Origin of the sequence: Cryobacterium flavum (assembly GCF_900103805.1) — a bacterium.
Taxonomy (GTDB): domain Bacteria; phylum Actinomycetota; class Actinomycetes; order Actinomycetales; family Microbacteriaceae; genus Cryobacterium; species Cryobacterium flavum.
In genome coordinates, this window is the sequence record NZ_FNIB01000001.1 from 63204 (window position 1) to 85805 (window position 22602).

Genomic DNA, 22602 nt, shown 5'->3' on the forward strand with positions numbered 1-22602 from the left:
AGGGATCGCTTTCACTTCTCACCTTTCGGAGGCGATGCCGCGAGATTGACGACGGCCTGCACCGCGGCGTGGTCCGACGGCCAGCCGCCGACATAGCGCTTCACGTTGATGGCGGCCTTGCGCACGGGGACGCCGGGCGTGACGAGGAGCCAGTCGATGCGTTTGAGATTGCGCTGCGGCGAGCGATAGTTCAAAAACGTTCCCCACTCTTCGGTGAGACGTTCGTCTGCTGTGTTCCAGGCATCCAGAAGCAGGCCTTGGCCGGTTAGGCGGTCATAGGGGGCGGTATTCGCATCCGTATTGAAATCGCCGGTCACCACAGTGGGAAGCTGCGACGCCAACACGATGCGTCGAATTACGTCGGCGGATCGCAGCCGCGAGGTACGGGAGCGGTGGTCGAAGTGCGTGTTCACGGCCTGGAAATCGACGCCCATGGCGAGATCGTGAAAGACCGCGTCAACGACGACGCGCGGAGTGTGATTGCCCCACGAGGTGGAGCCCGGCCGCAACGGAGTGTCAGAGAGGGCCGTCTGCTTCCATTCGAGCACGCGCAGTCGACGTGAATCGTAGAAGATCGGGCAGCCTTCCCCGCCCTTGTTGGCTTCCCGGCCATATCCGATCGAGCGGTAAGGATCGCCGAGCGCGTGGCGCACGAAGTTCGCCTGGTCGAACAGTGCTTCTTGCACGCCGATCAGTGCGGGCTGTTCCGCCGCGAGCAGACGTTTCAGTATTGGCCGGCGGCGCACCCACCGATCGGGGCTGCGCGGGTTGAGATGCGGCAGGCGCCGACGGATGTTGAAACTCATGACATGCAAATCCGGCGCGGCGACGGGGCCGATGAGTGCGCTGTCTGTCATGGGACCAGCCTATGGCGAGCGTTGTACTCCCGATCCGCAGTAGGTCGCACGCAGCGCCACGCTGGCCGGGCGAGGCGACCGGTAGACTTGCCGGGTCAAGCATCCGCTATCTCGGGGAGAATTCCACACGTGACCGCTGTTTCCAACACCTCTTCCCGCGGCGTCGCCGACACCGTTTCCAATGCCATTGCGACACCCGAGAAGGAGCAGCCCTACGGCGCGCTCGGGCTCAAGGCCGATGAGTACGCGAAGATTCGCGAGATTCTGGGCCGCCGCCCCACGAGTGGCGAGCTTGCGATGTACTCGGTGATGTGGAGCGAGCACTGCTCCTACAAGAGCTCGAAGATGTACCTGCGCCAGTTCGGCGACAAAGTCACCCCCGCCATGAAGAAGAACCTTATGGTCGGAATGGGCGAGAACGCCGGCGTGCTTGACGTCGGCGAGGGCTGGGCCGTCACCTTCAAGATCGAATCGCACAACCACCCCTCCTACATTGAGCCGTTCCAGGGCGCCGCCACCGGCGTCGGCGGCATCGTGCGCGACATTATCTCGATGGGCGCCCGCCCGGTCGCCGTGATGGATGCCCTGCGTTTCGGCGACATCACCGACCCCGACACCGCCCGTGTCGTACACGGCGTGGTCTCTGGCATCAGCTTCTACGGCAACTGCCTCGGCCTGCCCAACATCGGCGGCGAAACCGTGTTCGACCGGGTCTACCAGGGCAACCCGCTGGTCAATGCGCTCTCGGTCGGCGTGCTGCGCCACGAAGACCTGCACCTGGCCAACGCCCGCGGCGTCGGCAACCAGGTCGTGCTGTTTGGAGCCCGCACCGGCGGCGACGGCATTGGCGGGGCATCCATTCTCGCCTCCGACACGTTCAGCGCCGGCGGCCCGACCAAGCGCCCCGCAGTACAGGTCGGCGACCCGTTCGCCGAGAAGGTACTCATCGAGTGCTGCCTCGAACTGTTTGCCGGCAAGCTCGTCGAGGGAATTCAAGACCTCGGCGCGGCCGGCATCAGCTGCGCCACTTCTGAGCTCGCCTCCAACGGCGACGGCGGCATGTTCATCGAACTCGAGAAGGTGCTGCTGCGCGACCCCACGCTCACCGCCGAAGAGATTCTGATGAGCGAGAGCCAGGAACGCATGATGGCGATCGTCACTCCCGAGAAGCTCGAGGGCTTTCTCGCCGTCACCACCAAGTGGGACGTGGAAACCAGCGTGCTCGGCGAGGTCACCGACACCGGCCGCCTTATCATCAACTGGCACGGCGAAGAAATCGTCAACGTGCTGCCACGCACCGTGGCCGTCGACGGCCCGGTCTACGAGCGTCCGCTCGCGTACCCGACCTGGATCGACGCCCTGCAGGCCGACACCGCCTCCGTACTTCCCCGCGCGCTCGACGGCGAGACCCTGCGCGAGCAGTTCCTTGACCTGCTCGGCTCGCCGAACCTGGCCGACCCGAGCTGGATCACCGACCAGTACGACCACTACGTGCAGGGCAACACGGCGCTCTCCTTTCCCGACGACGGCGGCATGATCCGCGTCGACGAAGAGAGCGGGCTCGGTTTCGCGATCGCGACCGACGCGAACGGCCGCTACTGCCAGCTCGACCCGTACCGCGGCGCGCAGCTGGCCCTCGCCGAGGCATACCGCAACGTCGCCGCGACCGGCGCCGTTCCGGCCGGCGTCAGTGACTGCCTCAACTTCGGCTCCCCCGAGAACCCCGAGGTCATGTGGCAGTTCCGTGAAGCCGTAACGGCCCTCGCCGACGGATGCCTGGAGCTCGAGATTCCCGTCACCGGCGGCAACGTGTCGTTCTACAACCAGACCGGCGACCAGCCCATTCACCCCACCCCGGTCGTGGCCGTGCTCGGCGTGATCGACGACGTCGCCCGCCGCATTCCGAGCGGCTGGCAGGACGACGGGCACAACATCTACCTGCTCGGCGAGACCCGCCTCGAGCTCGACGGTTCGGCCTGGGCCGGCGTCGTGCACAACCACCTTGGCGGAACGCCGCCGGTCGTGGATCTCGGCCGCGAGAAGGCCCTGGCCCGCCTGCTGCACGCCGCCTCGAAGGAAGCCCTCATCGACAGCGCCCACGACTTGAGCGAGGGCGGGCTCGCCCAGGCCCTCGCCGAAGCCGTCATGCGCTTTGGAGTGGGCGCGCGCGTCTGGCTGGGTGACATTCTGGATCGGGACGGGGTGGACGCATCCACTGCCCTGTTCTCCGAATCGGCCGGTCGCGTCATCGTTTCGGTGCCGCGCGAAGACGACGTGAAGTTCCTGGGCCTCTGCGCCGGCCGCTACATTCCGGTGCTGCGCATCGGAGTGACGGACAACACCCTGCACGCCCTCGAGGTACAGGACGTCTTCGCTGCGACTCTCTCCGAGATGCGCAATCGTCACCAATCCCCTCTCCCCGCCGCCTTCGCCTAACTCCCCAGCTCGCGAGAGCGCAAAAAGTGCCCGATTGAGAAGCCCAATCGGGCACTTTTTGCGCTCTCGCGAACCTGAACGAGCTTTGGGGTGTGGATAACTCATTTGACACCAAGACGGCGCGACACACTGTTGGCATGAATCGAGCTCGCAGGCTGCCGCTGGACTTCGAGGGGCGTCCATTCAGCACGGCCGAAGGCAGTGACGCGGGCCTGTCCAAGAAGCGGATGCGCGCGTCCGACCTAGCGCGCCCCTTTCCTGCAACGCGCACCCCGCGTGCAGATAGCAGCTCGGCAGACCTTCTCATCCGCGCCTACGCACAGCGGATGTCCGAATCAGACTTCTTCAGCCATGTGACGGCTGCGCGCGTGCACGGGCTCCCGATGCCTTTTGCCGTTGAACACACGCAAACTATTCATGTCTCGACGGAGGAACCCACCCTGCGCGACCGGGTACTCGGTGTCCGCGGCCACCATGTCGCACCCAAGACGGTCACCGTCGTTGCGGTGCGCGGCGTGCGCGTCACAAGTGCGGTGGACACCTGGTGCCAGCTGTCCACCATGCTTGGGCTCGACGACCTCATCCGGATTGGCGACACGCTCGTGCGCCGCAAGCATCCGTTCGCCGAGATGCGTGACCTGCTCGCCGCCGTTCGACGGTATTCGGGGCGACGGGGCGTCAAGCTGCTGCGCGAGGCGCTGATCTGGATACGACCCGGCGTCGATTCACCCCGCGAGACCGACCTGCGGCTGCTCATCGTGCGGGCCAGCCTGCCCGAACCGGAGGTCAATGCCATCATCATGAGTCGCACCGGGGTGAAGCTCGCCACCGGCGACCTGGTCTTTCGCCGATATCGTGTTCTGCTCGAGTACGACGGCGGGCAGCATCGCACCGACGAGAACCAGTTCCACTGGGATGTTGACCGCCTCGACGCGCTCATGGAGGAGAGGTGGCGGGTGATCCGCATCAACAAATCCCACCTCCACAATCCCCCAGAGGTGATCCGCAGAGTAACGGTGGCGCTCATGGCCGGTGGCTGGCGTCCTGTCGCGAAAGCGCAAAAAGTGCCCGATTGAGAGGCCCAATCGGGCACTTTTTGCGCCTTCGCGAGGAACGAGAGTCGCTACTCGCGACCGGCTGAGACCCACTGGGGGTTGAATGATCGGGCCGCGACGATGCGGTCCGCGAGCGCGTCCAAGCGCGCTACGTGTGCGGCATCGAGACGGATGTTCGTGGCCGCGAGATTTTCGTCCACTCGCTCGGTGAAACGCGACCCGGGGATCGGGGACAGAGCAAGCCCGAGGGTACGACCCTTGTCATAGAGCCAGGCAAGCGCGACCTGCGCTGGTGAAACTGCCGCCTCGCGAGCCACCGCGATCACCTCGTCGAGAATGGGCTGGTTGGCGGCGAGGGCATCCGGGGTGAACCGGGGAAACTTATGCCGCCCGTCTGCATCAGTGAGCGCGCTGCGGTCGAATCGCCCGGTGAGCCACTGGCGACCCAGAGGCGAATACGGGACGAACCCGACGCCCAACTCGATCGCGGTAGGGACAACGTGCCGCTCGACGTCTCGGCTGATAATGCTCCACTCGGACTGCACTGCGGCGATCGGGTGAATGGCGGCAGCGCGGCGCAGCTCGTCACCAGTCGGTTCGGAGAGACCGATGTGGCGAATCTTGCCCGCCTGAACCAGTTCGGCGAGGGCCCCGACGGTCTCTTCGATGGGCACGTCGGGGTCGACCCGGTGCTGGTAGTAGAGGTCCAGGTGGTCGGTGGCGAGGCGCGCGAGGCTCAGATCGATCTGCTCGAACACGTAGGCACGATCACCACGGATGCCGCGTGCACCGATTCCCCCGCCCGAAAGGATGCCGAACTTGCTCGCCAGCTGCACCTCATCGCGTCGGGTGGCGATCAATCGGGCAATGGTGCGTTCGCTCAACCCGTTGCCGTAGACGTTGGCCGTGTCGATGAAGGTGAGGCCCGAGTCAACGGCGTGCGTCAGCGTGCGCAGGGCATCGTCGGGATCGATCGGGCCGTAGACCGGCGTGAGCGACATGCCTCCATAGCCCTGCGGGCTGACGGTGAGTCCGTCTCCCAGTGTGACTGCGGTCTGGATGGCGGGCGATGAAGTCATCTTGTCAGGATAGCCGCGCGGTGCCTCGGGGTCCCTCGTGTTACGTGCCGTCTCACGAGAGCGCAAAAAATGCCCGATTGAGAGGTCCAATCGGGCACTTTTTGCGCTTTCGCGTGAACACCTAGAGGAACGGCTCGCCGATGAGGGTCTCAGCTCGCTCCCAGAGACGACTCGCGACCGCTCGGTCTCGGGAGGTGCGGGTCGCCGGCTGACGGGTTGGCGCACCGCGGGTGAGCAGGCGCGGGCCGAAGTAGTCGCCGCCGTGGGCATCCGGGTCGATCGCGGCACGCACTGTCGACCAGGCTCCGTGATGCTTGCCCTGCGCGCCGACCAGCGTTTGCAGGCCGTCGATGACCCGCTTGGCCGGGGTGATTTCGTTGACACCGGGAAGGGTGGGGGTCAACCCCGAAATCGAATATCCCGGATGCGCCACCAGCGACTGCACCATGCCCGCCCCATTGGCCCGCAACCGTCGATCGAGCTCGAACCCGAACACCTGCATTGCGATCTTGGACTGCGCGTACGCCTTCCACCCGTTATACGTGGTGGCCAGCTGCAAATCGTCAAGCGAGGAATCCATCAGCCGGGAGATCAGCGACCCGAGGGACACGACCCGGCTGCCGGGAGTACGCCGCAAGGCCATGAGCGACCCCGCAGTCAAAGCAAAATGCCCGAGAAAGTTCGTCGCAAAGACCAGCTCGTTGCCGTCGAGGCTCACGGCGCGATCCGTCGGCGGGTGCACGATTCCAGCGTTGAGAATCAGGCCGTCGAGGCGAGGAAAAGCGCGCAGGGTTTCGCTGACGTCGCGAACTGACTGCAGATCGGCGACATCGAGCTGCAACACCGAAACGGATGCCCCCGCCACGCGGGCGCGAATCGCCGAGGCCGCGGCATCCGCTTTCACCGGGTTACGGCAGGCGAGCACGACGTGGGCGCCCGCGCCGGCGAGCTGCTCGCTAGTGAAGTAGCCGAGGCCGGCGTTGGCACCGGTGACGACAAAGGTCTTGCCGGTCTGGTCGGGCAGAGCCCGCGGGTTCCAGTTCATGAGTCCTGCTCGGCGACGAGCTGACGCCCGAAAACGTCTGTCTCGACGGTCACAGCGCCGAGATCTCCGAGCCGGCGGGAGTCACGACGCCGAGCTCGGTACGTGCGCGGTCGGCGGGTGCGGAAGCGGGTGCGGCTGCGCGGGAGCGGCCTGCTCGGCGACAGCAGCGGAAGTCGGCGCAGAGCCGGCGGCCCGCCCCGGCTGCACAGCATCCCCACCGGCGATCTTCACGTGGTGGTGGATGACCTCGGCGATGATGAAATTGAGAAACTTCTCGGCGAAGGCCGGGTCGAGATGGGCCTCCTCGGCGAGGCCGCGCAGCCGATCGATCTGCATGAGTTCACGCGCCGGGTCGGCGGCCGGCAGCCCGTGCGCTGCCTTGAGCCGCCCAACTTGCTGGGTGAACTTGAATCGCTCGGCCAGCAGATGAATGAGCGCGGCGTCGATATTGTCGATGCTTTCGCGAATGCTGTGCAGCTGCGCAATCGCAGCAGCGTCAGCGTCGCCGGGTAACTCCTCGTGTACGACCATACTTTTACGATAATGCATGGCCTAAGCGGATGCCGCCGCCTCCCGGCCGCCGGGCCGCAGCCAGCTGAATCGCAAGCGTTTCTGCGTCAGCAGGATGCCGAGCAGCACCAACAGCGCCCCGGTCGGCTCGTGCCAGGAGAATGTTTCGGCCAGCACGAGCACCCCCAGCACCACGCCAACGACGGGCGTCACGTAGGTAACCGTGGACGCGTTGGTAGGCCCCCAGGCGCGCAGAACGTTGATGTTCCAGATGTAGGCCAGGCCGGTGCCGAGCGCGCCGAGGGCCAGCAGGCACAGCACGATCGGCAGCGTCAGGTGCACCGGGCTCGAGGCCAGAACTGGGGTGAGCAGCAGCATGATCCCGCCAGCGATGCCGATATTGAGAAAGGCGAACGTGCTCGCGGCAATTGGGCGCCCACTCAGAAACCGGCGGGTGTAGCCGAAGGTGAAGCCGTAGCAGACCGCAGCGCCGAGGCAGGCGAGCTGGCCCCAGAGGTCGCCGGTGAGCGAGGAATATTGCCAGGGCCCGATGATCACGACGACACCGATGATGCCGAGCACGACACCGGCCACCTGCGCACGCACGAGCTTCTCCACCCGAAACGCGAGTGTCGCCATGAGCGCGGTCATGATCGGCGTGACGGCGTTGTAGATGCTCGCGAGGCTCGAGGAGACGTACTGCTCGGCCCAGGCGAAGAGCAGGTGTGGAATCACGCATCCGCTAATTGCAATCACCAGAAAGTGCAGCCACACCACGCCTTCCCGCGGCAGTACCGGCCCGTTGCCTATGCGCGGCCGGTTCACCAGCACGATCAGCCCCAGGGTCAGTCCGCCGAGCACGAGCCGCGACCAGGCGATCTGCCCGAAGCTGACTCCGTCGAGGGCGATCTTCATGAACAGAAAACTCGAGCCCCAGATCAGCCCCATACCGAGAAATTGCAGCAGGATGAGGCTCTTGCTGGCGGGAGGGGTCGGGGACACGTTCCGAGCCTATAGCTGGCGCCGACGCACCAGTGCCGGCGCCAGAGCACAAGGTCGGAAAAGCGCCGAAGAATGGCAGCGGATGCTGCACGCCCCCGCCTGACGTCCACCCCGGTCAAGGCGACGAAACCCGGTCTCGCCGGGTCGTCGCCGCATAACTCCTGCAATCTGTCGCCGGCGGCAGTACCGTGCCCCTGATTATGCGGAACTGAAAGTCCGCCATGAGCAATTTGCAGGAATTATGACGGATGGCTCGGGCTGCCTCGGTGGCTAAGCCAGCAAGTCCTCGCCAGGACCGGCCGAAACGGCCTCGAATCGGCCGTCGCGTCCCAGATTTCCTGAATTCGCCACCAGCCAGGTGCCGAACACAACACCTACTGGGACGTGTCGGCCCCGGCGCTCTGCTCCGCATCGCTTCCAGATTCCGGGACCGGACCGGCCGCACCCGAAGCAGCCTCAGGAGCACTTCCCGCGCTCGGACCAAAGCCGCCCCGCGGCCCGCCGCCGCTGATGGTGCCGCTTGGACCGGCCGGTCGCAGGCTGCGGTAGGTGACGAACCGGCCCTCGAACGCGTCAAGGCGTGCCTCGAGCCCGGCGCGCACGGCCGGCCACTCGTCGGCGAGGATCGAGTAGACGGCGCTGTCTCGCCAGGTTCCGTCGGCGCGCGGGCGGTCGCGGCGCAGGATGCCCTCGAATGTGGCCCCGATGCTGAGGATGGCGGCGCGGGAACGCTCGTTGATGGCATCCGCTTGAATCTTGACCCGGCCGAAGCCGTTCTCGAAGGCGGTGCCGAGCACGAGCAGTTTGGTTTCGGCGTTGACAGCGGTGCCCCAGACCCGCGGGTCGTAGGCGGTCCAGCCGAGGTGGATCGACTCGTTTACCTCGTCGATGTCGGCGAGGGTCGTGGTGCCGACGACGTCGCCATCGTTGGGGCCGCCGAGCAGACGCACCACGTAGGGCAGGCTTTCCCACTGAAAGTAGTCGTGTGCCCATTTGATGAAGCCGTCGACATCGCGGTGCAGCGTGGCCGGGCCGCCGCCATAGCCCGCGGCGAAGACTTCGGGGTGCGCGATGGCGCGCGCCAAGTCGGGCAGCACCGCACTTCCGAGCGGTTGCAGCTGCACAAAACGACCGGTCAAGGTCAGGGAATGGGGTCTCACGGCGTTCACTCGCCTAGTGTGACAGGTCAAAGTGAGGAATTGTGCCCTGATTGTGCCAACCGGGCAGATTGGGGGCCCGGTTGGCGATTACTTCTAGTCGATCAGGTCGTGCCGCACCACGATGGCTTCACGGTCGGGGCCGACGCCGATCGCGGAAGTGCGCGATCCGCTCATGCCCTCGAGGGCGAGTACGTAGTTCTGCGCGGCCTGCGGCAGGTCGTCGAAGGTGCGCACGCCGGTGATGTCCTCGGTCCAGCCGGGGAAGTTCTCGTAGATCGGAACGGCGTGGTGAAAGTCGCTCTGCGAGACCGGAACTTCTTCAACGCGCACGCCATCGACCGAGTAGGCCACACAGACGGGAATCTCGGCCAGACCAGTGAGTACGTCGAGCTTGGTCAGCACGAAGTCGGTGACGCCGTTGATGCGCGCGGTGTAACGGGCGATCGGGGCGTCGTACCAGCCACAGCGGCGCGGGCGCCCGGTGGTGGTGCCGAACTCGAAGCCGTTGGAGCGCAGGTATTCGCCCGACTCGTCGAACAGTTCGGTGGGAAACGGGCCGCTGCCGACGCGGGTCGTGTACGCCTTGACCACGGCGATAACGCGGTCGATGCGGTTCGGGGCGATGCCGCTGCCGGTCACCGCGCCGCCGGAGGTGGCGTTCGACGACGTGACGAACGGGTAGGTGCCGTGGTCGACGTCGAGCATGGTGGCCTGGCCGCCCTCGAACAATACGGTCTTGCCGGCGTTCAGGGCCTGGTGCAACAGCAGGGCGGTGTCGGTAACCATGGGGCGTAAGCGTTCGGCGTAACCGAGCAGTTCGCTGACGATCTCCTCGGCCTCGATGGCACGGCGGTTGTAGACCTTGACCAGCATATGGTTCTTCTGGTCGAGGGCTCCCTCGACCTTCTGGCGCAGAATGTTCTCATCGAACAGGTCCTGCACGCGAATGCCGACCCGGTTGATCTTGTCGGCGTAGGCCGGGCCGATGCCGCGCCCAGTGGTGCCGATCTGGCGCTTGCCGAGAAAACGCTCGGTGACCTTGTCGAGGGTGCGGTGATACGCGGTGATGACGTGGGCGTTCAGGCTGACCTTGAGCCGGGAGACGTCGACACCGCGTTCCGAGAGAGCGTCGAGCTCTTCAAAGAGCACCTCGACGTCGACGACAACGCCGTTGGCGATGACCGGGGTAACACCAGGACTCAGGATGCCCGACGGCAGCAGGTGCAGCGCATACTTCTCGTCGCCGACGACGACGGTGTGCCCAGCGTTGTTGCCGCCGTTGAACTTGACGACATAGTCGACCCGGCTGCCGAGCAGGTCGGTGGCCTTACCCTTGCCCTCGTCGCCCCACTGGGCTCCGATGAGTACGATCGCGGGCATTTAGTCTTCTCCTCGAATAACGAAAGCTTCGGTGGGCGGCGCCGGGTCGAAACCCGGGCTGCCGGTGTAAAGGGCCCCGATGATGTCGATGGCGTCCACGTCAGCATCCGTCAAAAAGGCCGTCAGGCGGGAGACCTCCTCGGCCTCACCGATCTCCTCGGCACCGCGGCGCAGCGCGAACAGGGCGCGGAGCACACCGCGGTTGGGTTCGTGGCGCCACGGAATGGGGCCGTGGCCGCGCCAGCCAGCCTTACGCAGGGCGTCAAGTCCGCGGTGGTACCCGACGCGGGCGTAGGCATACGACTCGAGGATGCGCCCCTCAGAGTGGGTCGCATCGGCCAGTTCAGCCCAGGCGAGCGGAGAGGTCGGATGCACCTGCACGACGCCGGCTATCTCGCTCCTCGCGGTTCGCCGCAGGGCTTCGAGCACCTCCGGTTCCGCGGGAAGAAGGGTCTCGGGCTCTGAAATCAAATTGTCGCCGGTCACACTGAATGCTATCAAGCCCGGGGCCGGTCTCCCCGGCGACGGGCCAGACGAGCCTGAAACGCCAGTCCCTAAATGGTTAGGCCTGGCTCTGCTGCCGCGCCGCGACCCGCCAGCCACCGTTGACGAACAGGTAGGTCGTCGACATGTTCAGCTCGGCGACGACCTCGCCGCGACGGGCGATCGCCTTGTAGACGACGACACCGGCGTGCTCGCCGAGGCGAATGATGGCGGGTTCGTGAATGCCGTAGCTCTCCCACGGAGCCGCCTGGTCGAAGTAGGCGGTGACCTGGTCGCGCGTAATGACGGCCCCCGGCACAATCATCAGACCGTCGTCGGTCATTTCGCGCTGGTAGTAGGCGCCGCCGTTCCCGCCCAGAATGGCCTCCCATCCGGCGTTTTCTTCGTGGAGGAGTCGGGCCGGAAGATCGTCAGTGATCGCAGTCATACCGTCACGCTAGCCCGTATTCAGCCCGCAAACCAGTAAAGATCAGAACCGGTGCTGAACCACCCAGGCATGCATGGTCACGGCGGCGGCCGCCGAGGCGTTGATCGACCGGGTCGAGCCGAACTGGCTTATTTCGACGATGGAATCGGCGGCGGCGATGGCCGCTTCCGACAGGCCGGGGCCTTCCTGACCGAACAGAAGCACGCAGCGTTCGGGAAATGTAAACGTCTCGATGATGACGCTGCCGGGCACATTGTCGATGGCGATAATCGGCAAGTCACCCTTCAAACACCACTCGACGAACGCGGCGACATCCACGTGGTGCAGCACGTGCTGGTAACGGTCGGTGACCATGGCGCCGCGCTTATTCCAACGCTTGCGGCCGATGATATGCACCGTGTCGGCGCCGAACGCATTGGCGCTGCGCACGATCGAGCCAATATTCATGTCGTGCTGCCAGTTCTCGATGGCCACGTGAAACGGATGCCGATGCTCGTCCAGGTCAGCCACGATCGCGGCCATATTCCAGTAGCGGTAGCGGTCGATCACGTTGCGGGTGTCGCCGTGCTCGAGCAGGTCGGCGTCGTAACGGTCTTCGCTCGGCCATTCCCCCGGCCAGGGACCGACGCCGTAGGTTGAGCGCTCTGGCGTGGAGTTGTCGACTGCAGATTCTGGCACTACCCAACCGTATCCTGCCAACTCCGCCCAGAATTGGGGTTTCGGTGCGCCTAAATTCTGGCTAGGGTTTCGGTATGTCTAAAACGGATGCCCCCGCCCCTGACCGCGTGCTCGCCAAGGCTCCCACCACGGTCGCCTCCAGCCGCCTGCTCTGGCTGCTCGGACCGGCCCTCGTCGCCGGGGTCGCCTACCTCGACCCGGGCAATGTCGCGAGCAATATGACCGCCGGTGCCCGCTACGGCTACCTGCTGGTCTGGGTGGTGGTCGCCGGCAACGTCATGGCCTGGCTCATCCAATACCTCTCGGCGAAGCTCGGCATCGTCACCGGGGCGAGCCTGCCCGAGATCCTCGGCGTGCGCATGAAGCGGCCCACCGCGCGCAGGCTGTACTGGATCCAGGCCGAACTCGTTGCCATGGCCACCGACCTGGCCGAGATCATCGGCGGCGCGGTCGCCCTCAACCTTCTGTTCAGCCTGCCGCTCATCTGGGGCGGCGTGATCACCGGCACCATCTCCATGGTCGTGCTCATGGTGCATTCTCGACGGGGGCCGCGCATCTTCGAGCGCGTCATCATCGCGCTCATGCTCATTATCACGATCGGTTTCACGGCCGGCGTCTTTATCTCCCCGCCGGATGGCGGTGGCGTGCTCGCCGGAATGGTGCCCCGCTTCGAGGGGTCGAACTCGGTGCTCCTCGCCGCATCCATCCTGGGTGCCACGATCATGCCGCACGCCATCTACGCGCATTCGTCGCTCACCCGTGACCGGTTTCCGGAGTGGCAGGGCATCGTGGCCACGCGTCGCCTGCTCTGGGCCACGAAGTGGGACGTCACCATTGCCATGGCGATCGCCGGAACGGTGAACCTGGCGATTCTGCTGCTCGCGGCATCCGCTTTGCAGGGTGTGGATGGAACCGACACGCTCGAGGGCGCTTACGCGGCGCTGAAGGACACGCTCGGGCCGATCGTTGCGACCCTGTTCGCCGTCGGGCTGCTCGCGTCGGGGCTCGCCTCGACCTCGGTCGGGGCTTATGCGGGGGCCGAGATCATGCACGGCCTGTTGCACGTGCGCATTCCGCTGCTGCTGCGCCGACTGGTCACGCTGATTCCGGCGCTGTTCATTCTCGGGGTGGGGTTCGACCCCACGCAGGCGCTCGTGCTCAGCCAGGTTGTGTTGTCGTTCGGCATTCCGTTCGCGCTGATTCCGCTGGTCTGGCTCACCGCCCAGCGCGGCCTGCTGGGAACCTTCACCAATCGCTGGTTCACGACCGCTGCCGGGGTCGTCTGCGCGTTGGCGCTGGTGGCGTTGAACGTGGTGCTGCTCTTACTGGTGTTCACCGGCGCGTGACCCGGATACCCTGAGAGGGTTATGACGCACACGACCGGCGCGGCCGAGGACTACCTCAAGACCATCTATGCCCACACCGAGTGGCAGACCGATTTGATCACCCCGTCGGCGCTCGCGGTGCGACTGGGCGTGGCACCGTCATCCGTCACCGAAATGGTCAAAAAGCTTGCCGCGAGCGGGCTCATCACCCACGTTCCTTACGGCCCACTGGCGCTGACGGATGCCGGCCGGCTGCGTGCGACCGCCGTCGTGCGGCGGCATCGCCTGATCGAGACCTGGCTGGTCGGCGAGATGGGCTATGACTGGGACCAGGTACACGACGAAGCCGAGATTCTCGAGCACTCCATCTCGGATCGCCTGCTCGAAGCCATCAACGCGCGGCTCGGTTTTCCGGCGCACGATCCGCACGGCGACCCGATTCCGGCCGCCGATGGTACCGTGCTGCGGCCGCCGGCCGTGCTGCTGGCCGACGCCACGGTCGGGCACCGGGCTGCCGTGCTGCGAATCAGTGACCGCGACCCGTCGGTGCTGCGCGAGCTCGCCGCCGACCTGATCGGGCCGGGCACCGAGTTCACACTCAGCGCGCCCTTGACCATCGTTCTAGCGGATGGCCAGAGTCGCCTGGTCACGCCCGCTGCGGCCGCGTCAATCTGGGTGACTGCCTGAGGCTGGGCAGCTTTCACGGACCGAGCAGCCCCAAGGGAATTACCGCAATTCCGTCAGTGCGCCGATAGGCGACTTTTCCGGTCGTGATAACCGCCGAATCCACGAGGTCCGGGCCGATCTCATCGGCCAGCCATCTCAGATGCCGCGTGTCCTTATCGTCTACGGTTCCGGACAGCTTTACTTCCAACGCCACCACCCGGCCATCCGGTCGCTCGATAATGAGATCCACTTCGTGCTCGCCGCCGTGGGTTCGCAAATGATGCACAGATGCCCCCGCAGCTTGTGCGTAGACGCGCACGCTCAGAGTCACCAGGGATTCAAACAGAGCGCCCAGCATCGGACCGTTGCGAAGTTCAGCCGGGCCGATATCTGCCTTATTGATGAGCGTCTCCGCTGAAACACGGAGGAGGCGCGCGGCCAGCGCAGGGTCGGCGAGGTGGTGCTTGGGCGCCTGCCCCAATCCTTTGAGGCGATTTCTGCTCGGCAGCCAGCCGGGAACCTGGTCCAAGAGCCACAGCTTGGTGAGCATTTCCCGGTAGTCCTGCGCGGTGGCTTTTGAGGGTTTGACTGCATCGCCCGAAGTCGCCGCGCGGATAATGCTGTCGTAACTCGCCGTCGTCGAGCTGGCTGCAGCGTAGGCCGCCAGCCACGCTCTGAGCGTTGCCGATCTATATTCCTTCGTTTGGAGTCGGATCGCCGGAAACCCCGACCGCGTCACCTCGGAGGCATAGTCCTCCAAAGTCAGTGGGCTTGCGCCTTCTATTGCTGCAGGCGGGCCGGCAAGAAGAGTCCCTAGTGAGACTGTAGGCGGGGTGAGCTGCCGCTCGGAGAAGGCCATCGGTCGCATCCGCAGGTGCACAATACGGCCGGCACCGGAATGCGCAGGCGCCTTCGTCGGGCTTGCGCTGCCGGCCAGGATGTACTGACCTGGCCGTGCATCGTGGTCGACGCTGCGGCGAACGGTATCCCAAATCGCTGGAAACGTCTGCCATTCATCAAGCAAAACCGGGCGGGACAACCTCGTTATCCGCTCGCGGTCTGCCTGCAGCAATGCGAGCTGATCCGGATCGTCGAGCTGAATGATGGACCCAGCCCTCCGCGACGCTGTGGCAGTCTTTCCGACAGCCTTTGGCCCGTCGAGGGCGATGGCTGGCAACCCGGCGAGCATGGCCGTCAATTCGGCATCGACGATGCGCGGCGAGTAGTCCATAGGGCTCGGTTACCATTTCTGGGGATCATACTTTACTGTTTCAAGTCCCTGTGCGTTACCGTTTCCGGAGGCCGTACTTTACTATTTCCGAAATTGGTGGCTGAGGCCCGTCGAGCGGCGACGTGGGAGCACGCGGCGGCATCCGCTTATTTGAGCGATACCCGTAACCGCGGGGAAACGTCGCGCAGCTAGGCTGAGAGTCGACGAAAAGGAGCGCCTGATGGCACGACGCGACGAGATCGAATGCTGGCTCACCGACATGGACGGTGTGCTCGTGCACGAGAACCAGGCCCTTCCGGGGGCGGCCGAGCTGCTGCAGCAGTGGACCGACTCGGGCACGCCGTTTCTGGTGCTCACCAACAACTCCATTTTCACCCCGCGCGACCTGAGCGCCCGGCTGCGTTCGAGCGGGCTGAATGTGCCGGAGGACCGCATCTGGACCTCCGCCCTCGCGACGGCGGATTTTCTGAAGTCGCAGGTTTCCGGCGGCACCGCCTTCGTGATCGGTGAGGTCGGCATCACGACCGCGCTGCACGAGGCCGGGTTCATCATGACCGAGACCGACCCCGACTACGTGGTCGTCGGCGAGACGCGCAACTACTCGTTCGAGGCGATTACCAAGGCGATCCGGCTGATTCTGGGCGGCGCGCGATTCATCGCGACCAACCCCGATGCGACCGGGCCCAGCAAGGACGGCCCGATGCCGGCGACCGGCGCGATCTCGGCGCTGATCTCCAAGGCCACCGGCATGGAACCCTACGTCGTCGGCAAGCCCAACCCCATGATGTTCCGCTCGGCGATGAACAAGATCGGCGCGCACTCGGAGAACACCGGCATGATCGGCGACCGCATGGACACCGACATCGTCGCGGGCATTGAGGCCGGGCTGCACACCATTCTCGTAATGACCGGCATCAGCGACGAAGCCGAAATCAACCGCTACCCGTTTCGGCCCGATGAGATCGTGGCCGGCGTGCACGAGCTGCTCTCGACCGAGCTCATCGAGAGCGACGAGATCTAACCCGGCGGCAAGCTGCGCGTCAGTTCGGGTAGACGATCGACTTGAGGCTGTTTTCGTCGCGGTCGCTGTCGAGCGCTTCGGCGACGTGGTCGAGGTCGAATCTGCCGGTGACGAGCGCGTCGAGGTCGACCTGCCCCGAGGCCACGAGATGGATCGCGGTCGGCCAGGTGTCGACGTAGCGAAAGATGCCCGTGACCGTGAGCTCAAGGTTTTGGATGTGCGCCACCGGGAGGGTCATCTCGGGGTTCCCAAGCCCGACCAGCACGACCGTGCCGGCCGGTCGCACCGAGCGGATGCCGCTGTCCACGGCCCGCGCCGACCCGCTGGCGTCGATGAAGGCGTTCACGTCGAGACCCAGGGTGGCGGGGTCGGTGGCCACCGGGTCGATGACCCGGGTGGCCCCGAACTTCAGGGCACGCTCACGTTTGGCGGGCACGAGGTCGGAGACGATGATCTCGCCAGCCCCGAAGGCCCGCGCGGTCTGGGCCGTGATGATGCCGATCGGGCCGGCGCCGGCGATGAGAACCGACGACCCCGGAACGATCTGGGCTTTGCGAATGCTCGCGATGGCCACCGACAGCGGCTCGAGCAGCGCGCCGGCTTCGAACGACACCGAGTCGGGAATGCGGTGGGCAAATTCGGTCTGGCTCGTCACGTACCCGCAGAACGCCCCGTCAATGGGCGGCGTCGCGTAGAACTCCATTTTCGAGCACAGGTTGTATCGGCCAGCCCGGCATTCGCGGCACGAGCGGCACGGCCGCTGCGGTTCGACGGCGACCCGCTCTCCGATGCGTGCGGCGTCGATGTCAGCGCCGACCGCGACGATGGTGCCGCTGAGTTCGTGGCCGAGCACGAGTGGAGAGTCGACGACGAAGTCGCCGATGCGCCCCTCGCGGTAGTAGTGCACGTCGGAGCCGCAGACCCCGACCGCTGCGACCTTCACGAGCACTTCATCGCTGTCGGGCGTGGGAACGGCGCGGTCTTCGATGGTCAGTTGCTGCTGGTGCAGCAGAACGCTAGTGCGCATGGTCGCCGGCAGCACGGTCTGCGAAAGTGTCGTCTCGGGCAACGCTGGTGAACTGGTCATGATGGGTCTTCCTTCTCCACGGTGTGTGGCGTTGACATCGTTGTCGGCTGGCCGATCAGGCCGCGCAGGTCAGGCCGCGCGGGTCAGGCCGGGCCGGTGCCCATGATGGTCGCGGCCAGCGGTTCGGCCGAGGCTCGGCTTACGAAGCAGTAGTAGTTGCGCGGGCCGGTGGTCCACTGTTCGTCGGTGATCGGGTAGCTGCCCTGCATTTGCAGGTTCGGGTAGGCGCCGGCGGCGTTCAGGTCGAGGATGCCGGGTGCCGTGCAGAGCAGGTTGATCTGGGCGGCGAGCGCGGCCTCGCCCGGAAACACGGTGGTCGTGTCGCCGCCGAAGCTGCCGCGATCGACCAGCTGGGCGGTGTGTGCGACGGCGCAATCGACCACCGTAAACTCTTCCTCCCACGGCGAGACATACGGTTCGAGGCACTCGCCACCGAACAAGGTGTTCCACTCGTGCGCACCGGCGGCCTGCACCGCGGTGATCTCCGGGGTTAGGGTGGGCGTGGGCGTGGGGGTCGGCGTGGGCGTCGGCGTCGCGGATTGGGTCGGTGCCGGAGCCGCTACCGGACTCGCGACCAGACGCTGGCCGAGATAAAACAGCCCAACCAGCACGATGAGGGCAAGCAGCCCGACGGCGGTCCAGACTAGGGTGGCCTGCGTTCCCCCGGCAAGGACTCGCCGGGACCGGTGTCGACTCGGCGCCTCAGTGTGCGTTGGCTGGTCGGCTTCGGCTTCGGCCAAGCGGATGCCCGCGCCCGCGTCGGGCGCATGAGTATCCGTTGCAGAGACCGGCAGCAACTCGGTTGCGGCCGTGGCCTGCGCCTCGAGAGGCTCAGGCGCGACAACGGCCGGTGACGCCGGCGCGAGCTGTTCGACAGAGGCGACCGTGGCCGTTTCGTGGTCGGCCGCGACGGGCTCAGCAGCAACAATCTCTGCCCTTATTACTGGGGCGGCCGTCACCGGACCGTCCGTGACGGGTTCGACGGCTGCCGATTCGCTCATACTCGGTTCGCTCGCGGCTGGCACAACGACGGCCGGGATGACTGCGGCCGGAACTTCGGCCGTTGGAATGGCTGGGGCGGGATCGGCTGCGGCCGCCACGACATCGGCCGCGCTGGGCTCGGGCCCTGCAGTGGACTGCTGGTCCGGCTCTGGCTCACTATCGCTCGGCGGAATGACTTGGGGCTCGGCATGAGTGGCCGGTGCAGCGTCATCCGCGGAATCAGCGGCGCCGGCGGCGGCTTCTGCTTCGACCGGTTGCGGCAGCGGGGTGGTCCACCAGGGAGCCGGCCCGGCCGGAACTGCCGGAACGGGCGGCTCAACGGGCTCGGCGACCTCGGGCTCGTCGACGACCGGCTTGGCTCGGCGCGCGCGGCGACCAAAGCGGCTCGTGGGTGCGGCGGTATCCGGTTTGGCGGCATCCGTTTTAGCATCGCCTGTAGCTTTGGCAGCTGAGTCGTCTGGCGAGTCAGCCCCGGCACCGGTGGTTTCCGGGTCGAGCTGCGACGCGAGCCAGTCGATTCCCCGCTCGTCGTCTGATGCCACTAGTTGAGCCCCAGGTCCTCAAGGGAGATCGCGGCGTAATAGGGGTAGCCGGCGGCCTCGATCACTTCGCGAGCACCAGTGTTGCGGTCGACCACGACGGCGACGCCGGCGATCTCGGCGCCGACCTTGAGCAGGGCTTCAATGGCGGCGAGCGGTGACCCGCCGGTGGTCGAGGTGTCTTCGAGCACGATCACACGCTTGCCGGCGAGGTCGGGGCCTTCAACCTGGCGGCCTCGGCCGTGATCTTTCGGTTCCTTACGAACGACGAAGGCGTCGTAGTTGGCGCCGCGGGCCGCGGCCTGGTGCATGACGGCGGCGGCGATCGGGTCGGCGCCCATGGTCAGGCCGCCAACGGCGACGACATCGGGCACGTCCTTGATCAGGTCGAGCATGACCTGCCCGATCAGTGGAGCCACCCGGTGGTCGAGGCTCACCCGGCGCAGGTCCACGTAGTACGTGGCCTTCTTGCCGCTGGTGAGAACGAAGTCTCCGTGAAAAACGGCCTCGGCCGAGATGAAGTCGATGAGTTTCTGCCGCGTATCAGTCACAATCGCCAGTTTAGGGCATGCCCGACAGCCCCCTCCGTGTCCAGAACACGAGGCGGGGGCAGGGTATTTTCCGCGGGGTTGCGAGTTTTGATGTGTGGCGGCGTCCCGCGCACGCCGATTGTTGAGCTTGTCGAAACACGCGGAGGCCTCCGGAACGCCTCAATGTCTGAGCGGGGAGCGGGTGACCCCCGCCCCCGCCGACACCCAGAAAACACAAGCAAAAGCCGCAAAACAAGCCGGCAAGCGGCTCTTTTCGCAGGCCGCTCCCGTGAATCTCGGGGGCGGAGCCTAGAAGATGCGAACCAGGTTGCGACGCTCGGTCTGACGGTAGCCGTCGCGGTGAACCTCGACGACGAGGGCTGCGATGGAAACAACGGCAACGAGCAGGATGGCGATGAGGATGAACACGAGATGCCTTTCGAAGGAGGTGGCGTGGCCCGGCACGGAGGCGACATTGCTCGTGTGTGACCCTCTCATTTGACCACTCCTGACCGTGCAGCACAATCGTATTATTCTGCATGCATTGTGTAGATTGTCTACATGGACGTGCAACGACTCGAACTGCTCCGGGAACTCGCCGACCGCGGCAGCGTTACGGCGGTCGCCCTGGCCACTCACCGCACTCCGTCGGCGGTCTCCCAGCAACTCAAGGTGCTCGAACGCGAAGCCGGGTTGCCGCTCACGCAGCGTCAGGGTCGCGGACTCGTGCTCACCTCGGCTGGCCGCGCCCTCGCCCGCAGCGCAGCGGATGTGGCGGTATCGCTCGCGAAGGCCACCGCGCTCTGGGACGAATTCCGCAACCACGCCTCGGGTGAAGTGAGCCTGGTCACCTTTCCCACGGCCGGCCAGATGCTGCTGCCCGGCGTCATCAAGATTCTGGGGCCGGACCTCCTGCTCAACTGCGCCGATGAAGACCCGGAGCTGAGCGACTTTCCCGCCTTCACTGCCGAGTACGACATTGTGCTCGCGCACTCCATGAGCGGCCAGCTCTCCTGGGCCGGGCGTGGCCTCACGGTTGTTCCACTCATGACCGAGCCGCTGGATGTGGGACTGCCGGTGGGGCATCCGCTCTCCGATCGCGCCTGGGTTGGCCCCCGCGACCTGATCGGCGAGACCTGGATCGGCGTGACCGACGGCTACCCGTTCGAACGCATTCTGCACGCGATCGAGCAGGAGGCCGGCGCCCGCCTGTCGATGTCGCAGCGTTTCGCCGACCTTGCGCTGATCGAATCGTTCGTGATTGCAGGGCTCGGCATTGCGCTCGTGCCGCGGTATACCTCGGGTGGCGGGCAGCCCGGTCGACTCGTGCTCAAACCGCTGCGCGGCATCGAATCGCAGCGGCAGATCGTGGCTCTGATGCGCCCCGACCGAGCCGAGCGCTTAGCCGTGCGCACCGTCATCCAGGCCCTGCAATCCGAGGCCGCCAAGGTTGAGCAATCCCACAGCACCGTAACAGCTCGTTGAGAGCGCAAAAAGTGCCCGATTGGATGGGCCAATCGGGCACTTTTTGCGCTCTCGCGGGGTGTGACTAGGCGTTTTGGGGGAAGCCCAGGTTGATTCCTCCGTGGCTCGGGTCGAGCCAGCGACTCGTGACCGCCTTCTCCCGGGTGTAGAAGTTCACTCCGGCGGGGCCGTAGGCCTTGGCGTCACCGAACAGCGAGTTCTTCCAGCCGCCGAAGGAGTGGTACGCGACCGGCACCGGAATTGGCACGTTGATGCCAACCATGCCCACCTGCACCTCGTTCTGAAAACGGCGAGCAGCTCCGCCGTCATTCGTGAAGATCGCGGTGCCGTTGCCGTACTGGCTCGCGTTGATGAGGTCGAGACCCTCCTGGTAGCTGGCCACGCGCACGATCGACAGCACCGGGCCGAAGATCTCGTCGAGGTAGACGGCGGAGTCGACGCTGACCTTGTCGAACAGAGTCGGGCCGAGCCAGAAGCCGTTGGGGTCACCGTCAACCTTGACGCCGCGGCCGTCGATGACGATGTCGGCGCCGTCTGCCTGGGCGATGTCGATGTAGCCGGCCACCTTGTCGCGGTGCACCTTCGTGATCAGCGGTCCCATGTCGCAGCCGCGCGTGCCGTCACCGACCGTGAGGCCCTTGACCCGCTCGGCGATCTTCGTGATGAGTTCGTCGGCCACGGGCTCAACGGCGACGATGACGCTGATGGCCATGCAGCGCTCACCGGCGGATCCGAACCCGGCGTTGACGGCGGCATCCGCGCTCAGGTCGAGATCGGCATCGGGCAACACCAGCATGTGGTTTTTCGCGCCGCCGAGGGACTGCACGCGCTTGCCGTTTCTGGCCGCGGTCTCGTAGATGTAGCGGGCGATCGGGGTGGAACCGACGAAGGAAATCGCCTGCACGGTGGGGTTCGCCAGCAGGGCGTCCACAGCCTCCTTGTCGCCGTGCACGACGTTGAGCACACCATTGGGCAGGCCGGCCTCGGTGAAGAGCTCGGCGAGCCAGTTCGACGCCGAAGGGTCTTTCTCGCTCGGCTTGAGTACGACGGTGTTGCCGGCCGCGATCGCGATGGGGAAGTACCAGAGCGGCACCATCGCCGGAAAGTTGAACGGGCTGATGATGCCGACCACGCCGAGCGACTGACGAATCGAGTAGACGTCAACGCCGGTCGAGACGTTCTCGGAGTACTCGCCCTTGGTCAGGTGCGGCATCCCGAGGGCGAATTCGACGACCTCGAGGCCACGAATAATCTCGCCGAGCGCGTCGGAGGTGACCTTGCCGTGTTCGGCGGTGAGAATGTCGGCCAGGTCTCCCTTGCGTGCGTTCAGCAGCTCGCGAAAGTTGTACATGATGGTCTGGCGGCGAGCCTGGCTCGTGTCACGCCAGGCCGGGTAGGCGGCCTGAGCGACGGCGACGGCTGCGTCGAGGTCGGCGGTGCTCGCCAGCAGCACGTTCTTGGCGACTGTGCCGGTGGCCGGGTTGTAAACGGGCGCGGTGCGGGTCGAGGTACCGGCGGCGGCTTCGCCGTTGATGTAGTGCTGAATGGTCGGGGTGTCAGTCATTGTGAAAATCCTTAATGGT

General features: G+C 65.7%; 22 protein-coding genes. 6 read left to right on the forward strand and 16 right to left on the reverse strand.

The window, feature by feature from the left end; all coding sequences use genetic code 11:
* Positions 1–11: 11 nt before the first annotated feature.
* On the reverse strand, positions 12–857 hold the full coding sequence (locus BLS91_RS00270; protein ID WP_092338096.1) for an endonuclease/exonuclease/phosphatase family protein: 846 nt from the start codon (positions 855–857) through the stop codon (positions 12–14).
* A 129-nt stretch (positions 858–986) separates the two neighbouring features.
* On the opposite strand from BLS91_RS00270, the gene purL reads away from it, so the two are divergent.
* Together purL and BLS91_RS00280 are read left to right on the forward strand one after the other, a co-directional pair.
* Positions 987–3293 carry a phosphoribosylformylglycinamidine synthase subunit PurL gene (purL, locus tag BLS91_RS00275; RefSeq protein ID WP_092338098.1) on the forward strand — a complete coding sequence of 769 codons (2307 nt, stop codon included), beginning with the start codon at positions 987–989 and terminating at the stop codon, positions 3291–3293.
* Positions 3294–3430: 137 nt separating this feature from the next.
* Entirely contained in the window at positions 3431–4369 is a 939-nt protein-coding gene (locus BLS91_RS00280; RefSeq protein WP_092338100.1) for a hypothetical protein, read from the forward strand.
* Positions 4370–4416: 47 nt separating this feature from the next.
* On the opposite strand, the gene BLS91_RS00285 is transcribed toward BLS91_RS00280, so the two are convergent.
* From BLS91_RS00285 to BLS91_RS00325, 9 genes are all read right to left on the reverse strand, one after another.
* Positions 4417–5427 (reverse strand): aldo/keto reductase, encoded by a 1011-nt coding sequence (locus BLS91_RS00285; RefSeq protein ID WP_092338102.1) that lies wholly within the window; start codon positions 5425–5427, stop codon positions 4417–4419.
* 121 nt (positions 5428–5548) lie between these two features.
* Entirely contained in the window at positions 5549–6472 is a 924-nt protein-coding gene (locus tag BLS91_RS00290; RefSeq protein WP_092338104.1) for an SDR family NAD(P)-dependent oxidoreductase, read from the reverse strand.
* Between the two features lie 81 nt (positions 6473–6553).
* Complete coding sequence (locus tag BLS91_RS00295; RefSeq protein WP_092338106.1) at positions 6554–7003, reverse strand: chorismate mutase; 450 nt, start codon at positions 7001–7003, stop codon at positions 6554–6556.
* Positions 7004–7024: 21 nt separating this feature from the next.
* The gene (locus BLS91_RS00300) at positions 7025–7984 is read right to left on the reverse strand and encodes a DMT family transporter (protein WP_338061534.1); all 960 of its coding nucleotides are present in this window, start codon (positions 7982–7984) and stop codon (positions 7025–7027) included.
* A gap of 374 nt (positions 7985–8358) precedes the next feature.
* A complete protein-coding gene (locus BLS91_RS00305; protein WP_092338108.1) occupies positions 8359–9153 on the reverse strand; it encodes a GNAT family N-acetyltransferase in 795 nt (264 codons plus the stop codon).
* A gap of 84 nt (positions 9154–9237) precedes the next feature.
* Positions 9238–10524, reverse strand: a complete 1287-nt coding sequence (locus BLS91_RS00310) for an adenylosuccinate synthase (RefSeq protein ID WP_092338110.1) — start codon at positions 10522–10524, stop codon at positions 9238–9240.
* Positions 10525–11010, reverse strand: coding sequence for a DUF3151 domain-containing protein (locus BLS91_RS00315; RefSeq protein ID WP_092338112.1), 486 nt, complete (start codon positions 11008–11010; stop codon positions 10525–10527).
* Positions 11011–11086: 76 nt separating this feature from the next.
* A complete protein-coding gene (locus BLS91_RS00320; RefSeq protein ID WP_092338114.1) occupies positions 11087–11455 on the reverse strand; it encodes a nuclear transport factor 2 family protein in 369 nt (122 codons plus the stop codon).
* A 42-nt stretch (positions 11456–11497) separates the two neighbouring features.
* Positions 11498–12133: a TrmH family RNA methyltransferase gene (locus BLS91_RS00325; RefSeq protein WP_092338116.1), complete on the reverse strand. Its 636-nt coding sequence runs from the start codon at positions 12131–12133 to the stop codon at positions 11498–11500.
* A gap of 74 nt (positions 12134–12207) precedes the next feature.
* Here BLS91_RS00325 and BLS91_RS00330 point away from each other — a divergent pair, with 74 nt between their 5' ends.
* Both BLS91_RS00330 and BLS91_RS00335 read left to right on the forward strand, forming a co-directional pair.
* Positions 12208–13479 (forward strand): Nramp family divalent metal transporter, encoded by a 1272-nt coding sequence (locus BLS91_RS00330; protein WP_092338118.1) that lies wholly within the window; start codon positions 12208–12210, stop codon positions 13477–13479.
* A 21-nt stretch (positions 13480–13500) separates the two neighbouring features.
* Positions 13501–14145 (forward strand): metal-dependent transcriptional regulator, encoded by a 645-nt coding sequence (locus BLS91_RS00335; protein ID WP_092338119.1) that lies wholly within the window; start codon positions 13501–13503, stop codon positions 14143–14145.
* A gap of 13 nt (positions 14146–14158) precedes the next feature.
* On the opposite strand, the gene BLS91_RS00340 is transcribed toward BLS91_RS00335, so the two are convergent.
* Positions 14159–15355, reverse strand: coding sequence for an ATP-binding protein (locus BLS91_RS00340; RefSeq protein ID WP_092338121.1), 1197 nt, complete (start codon positions 15353–15355; stop codon positions 14159–14161).
* A 220-nt stretch (positions 15356–15575) separates the two neighbouring features.
* Between BLS91_RS00340 and BLS91_RS00345 the strand changes: the two genes are divergently transcribed.
* Positions 15576–16376: an HAD-IIA family hydrolase gene (locus tag BLS91_RS00345; RefSeq protein WP_092338123.1), complete on the forward strand. Its 801-nt coding sequence runs from the start codon at positions 15576–15578 to the stop codon at positions 16374–16376.
* 19 nt (positions 16377–16395) lie between these two features.
* Here the strand turns inward: BLS91_RS00345 and BLS91_RS00350 are convergent, their stop codons facing one another.
* From BLS91_RS00350 to BLS91_RS19435, 4 genes are all read right to left on the reverse strand, one after another.
* A complete protein-coding gene (locus BLS91_RS00350) occupies positions 16396–17463 on the reverse strand; it encodes an NAD(P)-dependent alcohol dehydrogenase (RefSeq protein WP_092338125.1) in 1068 nt (355 codons plus the stop codon).
* An 83-nt stretch (positions 17464–17546) separates the two neighbouring features.
* Positions 17547–19007, reverse strand: a complete 1461-nt coding sequence (locus BLS91_RS00355; protein WP_092338127.1) for a hypothetical protein — start codon at positions 19005–19007, stop codon at positions 17547–17549.
* Positions 19007–19555, reverse strand: a complete 549-nt coding sequence (pyrE, locus tag BLS91_RS00360) for an orotate phosphoribosyltransferase (RefSeq protein ID WP_092338129.1) — start codon at positions 19553–19555, stop codon at positions 19007–19009. Before pyrE ends, BLS91_RS00355 begins: the two co-directional genes overlap by 1 nt.
* 288 nt (positions 19556–19843) lie before the next feature.
* Positions 19844–20032, reverse strand: a complete 189-nt coding sequence (locus tag BLS91_RS19435; protein WP_134505220.1) for a hypothetical protein — start codon at positions 20030–20032, stop codon at positions 19844–19846.
* 63 nt (positions 20033–20095) lie between these two features.
* On the opposite strand from BLS91_RS19435, the gene BLS91_RS00365 reads away from it, so the two are divergent.
* The gene (locus BLS91_RS00365) at positions 20096–21019 is read left to right on the forward strand and encodes a LysR family transcriptional regulator (RefSeq protein ID WP_092338131.1); all 924 of its coding nucleotides are present in this window, start codon (positions 20096–20098) and stop codon (positions 21017–21019) included.
* A gap of 64 nt (positions 21020–21083) precedes the next feature.
* Here the strand turns inward: BLS91_RS00365 and BLS91_RS00370 are convergent, their stop codons facing one another.
* Positions 21084–22583, reverse strand: coding sequence for a CoA-acylating methylmalonate-semialdehyde dehydrogenase (locus BLS91_RS00370; protein WP_092338133.1), 1500 nt, complete (start codon positions 22581–22583; stop codon positions 21084–21086).
* Positions 22584–22602: the final 19 nt, after the last annotated feature.